The 10,701-nt window shown below is 67.1% G+C and carries 10 protein-coding genes, 2 tRNA genes and 1 pseudogene; 4 read left to right on the top strand and 9 right to left on the bottom strand.

Annotated features, from left to right (window positions below; all coding sequences use genetic code 11):
* Positions 1–244 (top strand): annotated as a pseudogene (locus A9X03_RS08435) (NUDIX hydrolase); the annotation flags it as partial.
* Positions 245–313: 69 nt separating this feature from the next.
* Here A9X03_RS08435 and A9X03_RS08430 read toward each other — a convergent pair.
* The 3 genes from A9X03_RS08430 to leuC form a co-directional block, all read right to left on the bottom strand.
* A complete protein-coding gene (locus tag A9X03_RS08430; protein WP_067276458.1) occupies positions 314–943 on the bottom strand; it encodes an HU family DNA-binding protein in 630 nt (209 codons plus the stop codon).
* 211 nt (positions 944–1,154) lie between these two features.
* On the bottom strand, positions 1,155–1,751 hold the full coding sequence (leuD, locus tag A9X03_RS08425; RefSeq protein ID WP_067758349.1) for a 3-isopropylmalate dehydratase small subunit: 597 nt from the start codon (positions 1,749–1,751) through the stop codon (positions 1,155–1,157).
* Positions 1,752–1,775: 24 nt separating this feature from the next.
* Positions 1,776–3,191, bottom strand: a complete 1,416-nt coding sequence (leuC, locus tag A9X03_RS08420; protein ID WP_067758346.1) for a 3-isopropylmalate dehydratase large subunit — start codon at positions 3,189–3,191, stop codon at positions 1,776–1,778.
* An 86-nt stretch (positions 3,192–3,277) separates the two neighbouring features.
* On the opposite strand from leuC, the gene A9X03_RS08415 reads away from it, so the two are divergent.
* Positions 3,278–3,979 carry an IclR family transcriptional regulator gene (locus tag A9X03_RS08415; protein ID WP_067758343.1) on the top strand — a complete coding sequence of 234 codons (702 nt, stop codon included), beginning with the start codon at positions 3,278–3,280 and terminating at the stop codon, positions 3,977–3,979.
* A gap of 156 nt (positions 3,980–4,135) precedes the next feature.
* Positions 4,136–4,648 (top strand): pyridoxamine 5'-phosphate oxidase family protein, encoded by a 513-nt coding sequence (locus A9X03_RS08410; RefSeq protein WP_067758340.1) that lies wholly within the window; start codon positions 4,136–4,138, stop codon positions 4,646–4,648.
* A gap of 5 nt (positions 4,649–4,653) precedes the next feature.
* Here the strand turns inward: A9X03_RS08410 and A9X03_RS08405 are convergent.
* The 4 genes from A9X03_RS08405 to A9X03_RS08390 all read right to left on the bottom strand — a co-directional run bounded on the left by A9X03_RS08405 (position 4,654) and on the right by A9X03_RS08390 (position 7,281).
* Positions 4,654–4,726, bottom strand: a tRNA-Glu gene (locus A9X03_RS08405).
* A gap of 72 nt (positions 4,727–4,798) precedes the next feature.
* Positions 4,799–4,870: transfer RNA gene (locus tag A9X03_RS08400), tRNA-Gln, on the bottom strand.
* Between the two features lie 147 nt (positions 4,871–5,017).
* Positions 5,018–6,487 carry a glutamate--tRNA ligase gene (gene gltX, locus A9X03_RS08395; protein WP_082950392.1) on the bottom strand — a complete coding sequence of 490 codons (1,470 nt, stop codon included), beginning with the start codon at positions 6,485–6,487 and terminating at the stop codon, positions 5,018–5,020.
* Positions 6,484–7,281 carry a fumarylacetoacetate hydrolase family protein gene (locus A9X03_RS08390; protein WP_067758337.1) on the bottom strand — a complete coding sequence of 266 codons (798 nt, stop codon included), beginning with the start codon at positions 7,279–7,281 and terminating at the stop codon, positions 6,484–6,486. The genes gltX and A9X03_RS08390 overlap by 4 nt, the downstream gene beginning before the upstream one ends.
* A gap of 94 nt (positions 7,282–7,375) precedes the next feature.
* Here A9X03_RS08390 and A9X03_RS08385 point away from each other — a divergent pair, with 94 nt between their 5' ends.
* Positions 7,376–8,680 carry an MFS transporter gene (locus A9X03_RS08385; protein ID WP_068260539.1) on the top strand — a complete coding sequence of 435 codons (1,305 nt, stop codon included), beginning with the start codon at positions 7,376–7,378 and terminating at the stop codon, positions 8,678–8,680.
* Here A9X03_RS08385 and A9X03_RS08380 read toward each other — a convergent pair.
* Positions 8,580–9,590 carry a 3-isopropylmalate dehydrogenase gene (locus A9X03_RS08380; RefSeq protein ID WP_068260535.1) on the bottom strand — a complete coding sequence of 337 codons (1,011 nt, stop codon included), beginning with the start codon at positions 9,588–9,590 and terminating at the stop codon, positions 8,580–8,582. The genes A9X03_RS08385 and A9X03_RS08380 overlap by 101 nt on opposite strands.
* Before the next feature lie 37 nt (positions 9,591–9,627).
* A partial coding sequence (locus A9X03_RS08375) for an NAD(P)-dependent oxidoreductase (RefSeq protein WP_067889044.1) occupies positions 9,628–10,701 on the bottom strand: 1,074 nt, incomplete at its 5' end.

Genomic DNA, 10,701 nt, shown 5'->3' with positions numbered 1-10,701 from the left:
CAAGAGCCCCAAACGCGGCCGGCACCGGATGCTCGCCATCGCGGAGCAGCAAGGCACACCGGTCATTTGCACCCAGGGCAAGGTGATCCCGGATTTGATCGCGTGGTGGTGCGAACGCGACGGGGTACGCCCGGACAAGTCACGCAACCACAAGGGCAGCACCTGGGTGCTCTCGCTCGCGGGCGGCCGGCTGGTGTCGGCGGACCACATCGGCGGCGCCCTGGCCGCCAACGTGCGGGCATAACACGCGAATACCCTTCGGGTGCATCGCTGCGCCCCGAAGGGTATTCGCGTCTAGAACTCGACCGATGCCTCAGCGGCGACCGCGACGCGCGGTGGCCTTCTTGGCGGGAGCCTTCTTTGCGGCGGTCTTCTTGGCCGGGGCCTTGGTTGCGGCCTTCTTGGCCGGAGCCTTCTTCGCCACGACCTTCTTCGCCGCGGTCTTCTTGGCCGGGGCCTTGGTTGCGGCCTTCTTGGCCGGGGCCTTGGTCGCCGCCTTCTTGGCCGGAGCCTTCTTGGCGGGAGCCTTCTTGGCGGCGGCCTTCTTGGCGGGAGCCTTCTTGGCGGCCGCCTTCTTCGCCGGAGCCTTCTTGGCGGCCGTCTTCTTGGCCGCACCACTTGCCACTACACCACGCTTCACTGCAGGTCCTTCCGACGGGAGACGCTGTGCCCCAGACACAACCGCTTTGAATTGAGCACCGGGCCGGAACGCCGGCACGGAAGTCGGCTTAACTTTCACCGTCTCGCCGGTACGCGGGTTGCGGGCCACCCGGGCCGCGCGACGCCGCTGCTCGAACACACCGAACCCAGTGATGGTGACGCTGTCACCCTTGTGCACGGCACGCACAATGGTGTCCACAACGTTCTCGACAGCCGCGGTTGCCTGCCGACGGTCGGTGTCCAATTTCTGTGTGAGCACATCAATGAGCTCTGCCTTATTCATCCAATCCCTCCGACGCTAGTGGTCCTCTGTTTGAACCGACTAGTGCACACGGTAAACCCTCACCCAGCAAATTTCCAAGAGCCACGCGCAATTTCAGGGTCGGACAATCGGAAGTTTTCGCAATCCGGTTGCCGCCCTTGACCGGTGGGGGACTGGAATTCCGCCCGAATTAGTTAGGTGAGCGAGAAGAAATTTCGGTCGTCACGACCGCTCAGGAGGCAGGCAGGGTGCGCGGTTTCCACTTCGGATACGCGGCCTCGTATGACTCGATTTTGTCGAGTTTCCGCAGCGTAAGGGCTATATCGTCAAGCCCCTCGAGAAGCCGCCAGGCGGTGTGGTCGTCAATCTTGAACGGCAACACCGTCGTTCCCGCGGTGATATTTCGATCTTGAAGATTGGCAGTGATTTCCAGCCCCGGACTCTGCTCAATGAGCTTCCAAAGGAGTTCCACGCCGTCTTGCGAAACCTCGGCCGCCAGGAGCCCCGCCTTGCCGGCGTTGCCCCGGAAGATGTCACCGAATCGAGACGAGATGACCACCCGGAACCCGTAGTCCATGAGGGCCCACACCGCATGCTCGCGCGACGAGCCGGTCCCGAAATCGGGTCCAGCGACCAGGACCGACCCCCGGTCAAAGGGGCTGAGGTTGAGGACGAATGAGGGATCCGAGCGCCAGCTGGCGAACAGTCCGTCCTCGAAACCGGTTCGGGTGACCCGCTTCAAATACACCGCCGGAATGATCTGATCGGTGTCCACATTGGACCGCCGCAACGGCACACCGATGCCGGTGTGCGTGTGAAATGCTTCCATGCTCTTGCCTTCTTCTCGAATGGATCAGTTCAAATCGGCCGGGGCGGACAACGTGCCGCGAACCGCCGTCGCGGCGGCGACGGCCGGAGACACCAGGTGCGTGCGGCCGCCTTTCCCCTGCCGCCCTTCGAAGTTGCGGTTGGACGTCGCCGCGCACCGCTCTCCCGGCGACAGCTGGTCCGGGTTCATCCCCAGGCACATCGAGCAGCCCGCCTGGCGCCATTCGGCGCCCGCGGCGGTGAAAACGTCGCCCAGCCCTTCGGCTTCGGCCTGCGCGCGCACCCGCATCGACCCGGGCACCACGAGCATCCGCACCCCCGGTGCCAGCTTGCGACCGCGCAGCACGTCGGCGACCACGCGCAGGTCTTCGATGCGACCGTTGGTACAGGAGCCCACGAACACGGTGTCGACGGCGATATCGCGCATCGGGGTGCCGGGACGAAGGTCCATGTAAGCCAACGCCTTCTCGGCGGCCTGCCGCTCGGCGTCGCCGGTCATCAGCTCCGGGTCGGGCACGGCCGCGGACAGCGGTACGCCCTGCCCCGGATTGGTTCCCCAGGTCACGAACGGGCTCAACGTTGTTGCGTCGAGGTGGACCTCGGTGTCGAAGACGGCGCCGGGGTCGGTGTGCAGCTGCTGCCAATAGCGCATCGCCGCCTCCCATTGCTCGCCCTGCGGCGCGTGCGGCTTGTCGCGCAGGAATTCGAAGGTGGTGGCATCCGGTGCCACCATGCCCGCCCGGGCGCCGGCCTCGATGCTCATGTTGCAGATCGTCATCCTGGCTTCCATCGACAGCGATTCGATGGCGCTGCCGCGGTATTCGATGACGTGGCCCTGCCCTCCGCCGGTGCCGATCTTGGCGATCAGCGCGAGAATGATGTCCTTGGCCGTCACACCGGCGGGCAATTCGCCGTCGACATTTACCGCCATGGTCTTGAATGGCCGCAGCGGCAACGTCTGGGTCGCCAGCACATGCTCGACCTCCGACGTGCCGATGCCCATCGCCAGCGCGCCGAATGCGCCGTGCGTCGATGTGTGACTATCCCCACAGACAACGGTCATTCCGGGTTGCGTGAGCCCCAATTGCGGCCCGACGACATGCACGATGCCCTGTTCGATATTGCCCATCGGGTAAAGGCGGACGCCGAATTCGGCGCAGTTTCGGCGCAACGTCTCGACCTGAGTGCGCGACACCGGGTCGGCGATCGGCTTGTCGATGTCGACCGTGGGCACGTTGTGATCCTCGGTGGCCAGCGTCAGATCGGGGCGCCGCACCGGACGGCCCGCCAGGCGCAAACCGTCGAAGGCCTGCGGGCTGGTGACCTCGTGCACCAGATGCAGATCGATGTAGATCAGGTCGGGCGCGTCAGCGGCCCCTTTGTCCACAACGTGGTCCTCCCAGACCTTTTCGGCCAGGGTGCGCGGCTTGCCGGATCCCATCTGAAAACTCGCCTCTATTCCTGGTGCGCGGCTCGCCGATCCACCACGGGCTGTGATCTCAGAATGCGAGACGCTAGTATCTTCTTGTGAGACAGCATAGCGGCATCGGCGTCCTCGACAAAGCCGTGAGTGTCCTGCACACGATCGCCCAATCCCCGTGCGGACTGGCCGAACTGTGCGAACGGACCGGATTACCCAGGGCCACCGCGTATCGGCTGGCCGCCGCGCTCGAAATCCATCGCCTGCTGGGCCGCGACGACGAAGGGCGCTGGCTACTGGGCCCGGCCATCACCGAGCTCGCCGCCCACGTCAACGATCCGCTGCTGGCCGCCAGCGCGGGCGTGCTGCCCCTGCTGCGTGAGACCACGGGCGAGAGCGTGCAGCTGTACCGCCGCGAAGGCACGACGCGGGTCTGTGTGGCCGCCCTGGAACCCGCTGCGGGCCTTCGCGATACCGTGCCGGTCGGGGCTCGACTGCCGATGACCGCGGGCTCGGGCGCCAAGGTGCTGCTGGCCCACAGCGACGCGGCGACGCAAAAGGCGGTGCTGCCGACGGCGAAGTTCACCGAGCGCACGCTCGCCGAAGTGCGGCGGCGCGGCTGGGCGCAAAGCGTGGCCGAGCGAGAGCCCGGCGTCGCGAGCGTGTCGGTTCCCGTGCGCGATGGCCGGGGCGCCGTCATCGCCGCCATCTCCGTGTCGGGACCCGTCGACCGGATCGGCCGCCGTCCCGGCGCGCGCTGGGCCGCCGACCTGTTGTCCGCGGCCGACGCGCTCACCCGCCGGCTGTAGGGCCGCCAAGTCGGGTGTGCATCGATGGCGTTGCGAGTGCAACTATGGCGGCGAAGTCGCCAAAATCCCGCCGCACACGCACACCCGACGCCATCAGCGCACACTGAACGCCACCAGCGCACGCTCGACCGGACGTCGCCTGACAGACTGACCGCCATGGGAACCAATCAGCGCGCGAGCATCGTCATGTCGGAAGACGAAATCGCCGACTTCGTCGTCAAGAGCCGCACCGGAACGCTGGCCACCGTCGGCCCCGACGGCCAGCCGCATCTGACCGCAATGTGGTATGCCGTCGTGGACGGAGAAATCTGGCTGGAAACCAAGGCCAAGTCGCAGAAAGCGGTCAACCTCAAACGGGATCCGCGGGTGAGCTTCCTGATCGAGGACGGCGACACCTACGACACACTGCGTGGGGTCTCATTCGAGGGCGTCGCGGAGATCGTCGACGATCCCGACATGTCGCACCGCGTCGGGGTCAGCGTGTTCGAGCGCTACACCGGGCCCTACACCGACGAGATGAAGCCCTTCGTGGAGCAGATGATGAACAAGCGCGTCTGCGTGCGCATCGTCGCTCAGCGCGCGCGGTCATGGGATCACCGCAAACTCGGCCTGCCGGCCATGCCGGTGGGTGGGTCCACGGCACCAGCCGTGTTGGGAACCGGTCAATAGTTTTGTAGCCCCGATGGGATTCGAACCCACGCTACCGCCGTGAGAGGGCGGCGTCCTAGGCCGCTAGACGACGGGGCCAGACACGATCCGAGGTGTCAGCATAGCTCACACGTCAAAGGCCACCTAATCGCTTGAGGTGGCGAGATTTTGCTGGGGTACCAGGACTCGAACCTAGAATGGCTGAACCAGAATCAGCTGTGTTGCCAATTACACCATACCCCATTGGCTGCCTAAAACCGCTGGTCAGCGGTCACTCTGAGCGATAACGCGCCGCTCCGGGGACCGCCGCTGCCAGCCGTTGTCGGCCTTTGCGAACCGCAGTGCAGACTACCAAAGACTCGGCACACAATCCGCACGCGATGTCTTCGCCTAGCCGCCGACCGTTTCGCGTGCGGCGCGTAACCGCTGCAGGCTGCGCTCACGGCCCAGCAGCTCCAGCGATTCGAACAACGGCGGGCTCACGGTCGTTCCGGTGGCCGCAACCCTGATCGGACCGAAGGCCTTGCGCGGTTTGAGGCCTAAATCCTCGATGAGGGTCGCCTTGAGCGCGGGCTCGATCTGGGCTGTCGTCCACTCCGACAGGCCGTCCAGCGCGGCCAGCGCGGCGTCCAGCACGGCGACCGCCTCCGGGCCGAGCTCCTTGGCGGCGGCCTTGGGATCGATGCCGTACTCGTCGTCGTTGAGGAACTTCAGCAGCTCCCACGCGTCGGCGAGCACCACGATGCGCGTCTGCACCAGGTCGGCGGCGGTGGCGAACGCCGGATCGTCCAACCCGAGGCGGTGGCCGTGCACGTCGAAGTAGTCGCGCAGCCGGCCCACGAAGTCGGCCGGCTCGAGCATCCGGATGTGCTCGGCGTTGAGCGCGTCGGCCTTTTTCTGGTCGAACCGCGCGGGGTTGGAGTTGACGTCGACGACGTCGAACGCGGCCACCATCTCGTCGAGACTGAACAGGTCGTGGTCGTCGGCGATGGCCCAGCCCAGCAGCGCCAGATAATTGAGCAGCCCCTCCGGGATGAAGCCCCGGTCGCGGTGCGCGAACAGGTTCGACTGCGGGTCGCGCTTGGACAGTTTCTTGGTCCCCTCCCCCAACACCGTTGGCAGGTGGGCGAACTCCGGGACGCGCTCGGCGACGCCGATCCGAATCAGCGACTGATAGAGCGCCAGCTGGCGTGGGGTGGACGGCAGCAAGTCCTCGCCCCGCAGCACATGGGTGATCCTCATCAGCGCGTCGTCGCACGGGTTGACCAAGGTGTACAACGGATCTCCGTTGGCGCGGGTCAGCGCGAAGTCGGGCACGCTGCCGGCGGCGAAGTTCGTGGGCCCGCGCACCAGGTCGTTCCAACCGAGGTCTTGGTCGGGCATCCGCAGCCGCACCACCGGCTTGCGCCCCTCGGCGAGGAACGCGGCCCGCTGGGCGTCGGTGAGTTGCCGGTCGAAGTTGTCGTATCCCAGTTTCGGGTTGCGGCCCGCCGCGATGTGGCGCGCCTCAACCTCTTCCGGGGTCGAGAACGCGTAGTAGGCCTCGCCCGCTTCGAGTAGCTTGGCCACCACGTCGCGGTAGATCTCCTTGCGCTGCGATTGGCGGTACGGGCCGTAGGGCCCGCCGACCTCGGGCCCCTCGTCCCAGTCCAAGCCGAGCCAACGCAGCGCGTCCAGTAGCGCCAAATAGCTTTCCTCGCTGTCGCGTTCGGCGTCGGTGTCCTCGATCCGGAACACGAACGTGCCACCCGTGTGCCGGGCGTAGGCCCAGTTGAACAGCGCGGTGCGGACCATTCCGACGTGCGGCGTGCCGGTGGGCGAGGGGCAGAACCGGACCCGGACTTTCGCTTCCGCCGTCACGACTTGCCCTTACGGACCACGGGATTGGACAGGGTGCCGATGCCCTCGATGGTGATCGACACCGTGTCGCCGTCCTCGATCGGGCCGACCCCGGCCGGCGTTCCGGTGAGGATCAGGTCGCCGGGCAGCAGGGTCATCACGGCCGAAATCCATTCGACGATGGCGCCGACGTCATGGATCATCAGCGAGGTGCGGCTGTGTTGCTTCACTTCGCCGTTGACCTCGGTTCGGATTTCGAGATCCGCCGGGTCGACATCGGTGACGATCCACGGTCCCACCGGGCAGAAGGTGTCGTGTCCCTTCGCCCGCGTCCACTGGCCGTCGGCCTTCTGTTGATCGCGGGCCGAGACGTCGTTGCCGACGGTGTAGCCCAGGATGCTGTCGGCCGCCTCGGCGGCCGTGACGTCCTTGCAGGGCCGGCCGATGACCACGGCCAGCTCGCCCTCGAAATGCACGGGTGATGCGTTGGCCGGCAACCGAATCGGCACATTCGGGCCGACGATCGCCGTGTTGGGCTTGAGGAAGATGATCGGATCTTGCGCGGCCGGACCGGTGAGCTCGGTCATCTCCGCGATGTGATCGGTGTAGTTCTTGCCGATGCAAACCACCTTGCTGGCCAGTATCGGGGCCAGCAGCCGCACGTCGGGCAGCGGCCACGAGCGGCCGGTGAAGTTCGGCGTGCCAAACGGATGCTCGGCGATCTCGCGGGCAATCATCGCGGCGGGATCGGTGAGTTCGCCCTCGATGCTGACGAAGGCGACACCGTCGGGGCTGGCGATTCGACCAAGGCGCATTTCGTTGAGCCTACTAATGAGCGGTTGCCTCATCGCAATGGCAGCAGGCACACGAGTATTACCAGCGGTTTTGCCGCGTATGCAAGCATGGGGAATGCAGACCGGGACGGCCGCGACGCGGGACCTGGGCGCGGGCGCGCGCTGGTCCATCATGGTCGCATCGCTGGTGGCCACCGCGAGCTCCTTCCTCTTCATCAATGGCGTCGCGTTCCTGATCCCGTCGCTGCAATCGGCGCGGGGAATCCCGCTCGACGAAGCCGGTCTGTTGTCCTCGATGCCCAGTTGGGGCATGGTCGTCACGCTGGTGCTGTGGGGTTACGTCCTGGACCGGGTGGGCGAGCGTCTGGTGATGGCCGCGGGTTCGGCGCTCACCGCCGTGGCGGCCTACGCCGCGGCCTCGGCGCATTCGATGGTGCTCATGGCGGTCTATTTGTTTCTCGGCGGCATGGCGGCCGCGAGCTGCAACACCGCCGGCGGGCGGCTGGTGTCGGCGTGGTTTCCGCCGCACCAACGCGGCCTCGCGATGGGCTTCCGCCAAACCGCGCAACCCCTCGGAATCGCCTTGGGAGCGCTGGTCATTCCCGAGCTGGCCGAGCACGGGCCAAGTACGGGGCTCAGGTTCACGGCGTTGGCGTGCGCCCTGGGAGCGGCAGCCAGCGCGGTCGGCATCATCGACCCGCCGCGCAAGCCGCGGGAGAAAGCCGCCGACACCGAACTCGCCAGCCCCTACCGAGGGTCGTTGACGCTGTGGCGAATTCACACGGTCGCCGGTCTGATGATGGTGCCGCAGACGGTGACCGTCACGTTCATGCTGGTGTGGCTGATCAAGAATCTGAACTGGTCGGTCGCGGCCGCCGGCAGTCTGGTCACCCTCTCGCAGCTGCTGGGCGCCGTCGGCCGCGTCTTGGTGGGCCGCTGGTCCGACCGGATCGGTTCGCGAATGCGCCCGGTGCGCCTCATCGCGGGCGCGGCCGCCGTCACGCTGTTCCTGTTGGCCTGGGCCGATTTCCTGAATTCGAGCTATCAGGCGCCGCTGATGGTGGCCATCTCGGTGATCGCCGTGCTCGACAACGGGCTGGAGGCCACGGCCATCACCGAATTCGCCGGTCCGTTCTGGAGCGGGCGCGCCCTGGGCATCCAGAACACCACCCAGCGGGTGATGGCCGCCGCGGCGCCACCGCTATTCGGCGCCTTGATCACCGCCGCGAAATATCCGAATGCGTGGATGTTGTGCGGACTGTTCCCAATGATCGCGGTGCCCCTGGTTCCCGCGCGCCTGCTCCCGCCCGGCCTGGAAACTACAGCGCGGAAGCAATCCGTTCGCCGACTTCGGTGGTGGCGAGCCGTTCGCTCCCACGCGCTGCCAGGTAGGCCTCGACGGCCCGATCCACCCGGCTAGCGGCATCGTCCTCGCCGATATGGGCGAGCAGCAGCGCCACCGACATGATCGCCGCGGTCGGGTCGGCGATGCCCTGGCCCGCGATGTCCGGCGCGCTGCCGTGCACCGGCTCGAACATCGACGGGTTCGTCCGCGTGGCGTCGATATTCCCGCTGGCGGCCAACCCAATTCCGCCACACACCGCCGCCGCCAAGTCGGTGATGATGTCGCCGAACAGGTTGTCGGTGACGATCACGTCGAAGCGCCCTGGGTCGGTCACCATGAAGATGGTGGCGGCGTCGACGTGTTGGTACGCGACTTCGACGTCGGGGTACTGCTCCCCGACCTCGGCCACGATGCGCGCCCACAGCTTGCCGGCGAACGTCAGCACGTTGGTCTTGTGCACCAGCGTCAGGTGCTTGCGCCGCCGCTGCGCGCGCTCGAATGCGTCGGCCACCACGCGGCGCACGCCGAAGGCGGTGTTCAGGCTCACCTCGGTGGCAACCTCGTTGGGCGTGCCGGTGCGGATGGCGCCGCCGGTGCCCGTGTAGGGACCCTCAGTCCCCTCACGCACGACCACGAAATCGATGTCGGGGTTTCCGGCGAGCGGGCTTGCCACACCGGGATACAGCCGGCCCGGGCGCAGGTTGACGTGATGATCGAGCTCAAACCGCAGGCGCAGCAACAGACCCCGCTCCAGCACGCCGCTGGGCACCGACGGATCGCCGATCGCGCCGAGCAGGATGGCGTCGTGCTGGCGCAGTTCGGCGAGCACCGATTCCGGCAAGAGCTCACCGCTGGCGTGAAAACGCCGGGCGCCCAAGTCGTATTCGGTCTTCTGGACACCGGGCAGCACCGCGTCGAGCACCTTGAGGGCCTCGGCCGTCACTTCCGGCCCGATACCGTCGCCGCCGATGACCGCCAACTTCATTGCGCCGCTCCTCGTTCTGCATCGTCGACGGCGCGCTTCACGACAGATCAACCACCTCAAGCTTGTTGGCGCCCACCGCCGAACCGATCTCCGATCGCACCTCGCTCGGCACGTCCCGGTCCAGCCGCAACAGGATCGTCGCGCCCGGGCCCTCGGCGTCCTCGGACAGCTGCGCGGCCTGGATGTTCACACCGGCCGAGCCGAGCAGGGTGCCGATCTTGCCCAGCGCCCCGGGTTGGTCGACGTAGTTGATCACCAGGTTGGTGCCGCGAGCGCGCAAATCGAAGTTGCGGCCGTTGATCTGGACGATCTTCTCCACCAACTGCGGCCCGGACAGCGTGCCGGCCACGTTGACGGCGCTGCCGTCGGCGGCGACCGCGCGCACGTCGACGACGCTGCGGTGGTTCGGGCTCTCCGAGGCCGTGGTGAGCTCCGCGGTGACGCCGCGCTCGTCGGCCAGCGCCGGTGCGTTGACGAACGTGACCGGCCCCTCGACCACCGCCGAGAACAGTCCGCGCAGAGCCGAAAGCTTCAGCACCTCAACGTCTTCGGAGGCCAGCTCGCCGCGCACTTGCACCGACACCGAAACCGGCGGCCCGGCGGACAACGAGGCGGCCAGCACGCCGAGCTTGCGCACCAGGTCCAGCCAGGGCGCCACCTCTTCGTTGACCACGCCGCCGCCGACGTTGACGGCGTCGGGAACGAATTCCCCGGCCAGCGCCAGTTTCACGCTTTCGGCTACGTCGGTGCCCGCCCGGTCCTGGGCCTCGGAAGTGGATGCGCCGAGGTGCGGGGTGACCACCACCTGCGGCAGCTCGAACAGCGGGCTGTCGGTGCACGGCTCTTTGGCGTAGACGTCGAGACCGGCCGCCCGGACGTGGCCGCTGCTCACCGCCTCGGCCAGCGCGGCCTCGTCGATCAGGCCGCCGCGGGCGGCGTTGACGATGATGACGCCCGGCTTGGTCTTGGCGAGCGCTTCCTTACCGATGAGGCCCGCCGTCTCGGGCGTCTTCGGCAGGTGCACCGAGATGAAGTCTGCGCGGCCCAGCAGGTCGTCGAGGGGCAGCAGTTCGATGCCCAGCTGCGCAGCCCGCGCCGGCGAGACGTAGGG

The sequence above is a fragment of the Mycobacterium sp. E1715 genome, assembly GCF_001667625.1.
Lineage (GTDB): Bacteria > Actinomycetota > Actinomycetes > Mycobacteriales > Mycobacteriaceae > Mycobacterium.
Note: the sequence above shows the minus strand (reverse complement) of the source record. Positions and strands in the feature narration are given on the sequence as shown.

What these genes read in the sequence shown, in the direction of transcription:
- A9X03_RS08430 (WP_067276458.1), bottom strand. Translation starts at nt 943, where the DNA reads ATGAATAAGGCAGAGCTCATTGATGTGCTCACACAGAAATTGGACACC.
- leuD (WP_067758349.1), bottom strand. Translation starts at nt 1,751, where the DNA reads ATGGAAGCATTTCACACGCACACCGGCATCGGTGTGCCGTTGCGGCGG.
- leuC (WP_067758346.1), bottom strand. Translation starts at nt 3,191, where the DNA reads ATGGGATCCGGCAAGCCGCGCACCCTGGCCGAAAAGGTCTGGGAGGAC.
- A9X03_RS08410 (WP_067758340.1), top strand. Translation starts at nt 4,136, where the DNA reads ATGGGAACCAATCAGCGCGCGAGCATCGTCATGTCGGAAGACGAAATC.
- A9X03_RS08390 (WP_067758337.1), bottom strand. Translation starts at nt 7,281, where the DNA reads ATGCGCCTTGGTCGAATCGCCAGCCCCGACGGTGTCGCCTTCGTCAGC.
- A9X03_RS08385 (WP_068260539.1), top strand. Translation starts at nt 7,376, where the DNA reads ATGCAGACCGGGACGGCCGCGACGCGGGACCTGGGCGCGGGCGCGCGC.
- A9X03_RS08380 (WP_068260535.1), bottom strand. Translation starts at nt 9,590, where the DNA reads ATGAAGTTGGCGGTCATCGGCGGCGACGGTATCGGGCCGGAAGTGACG.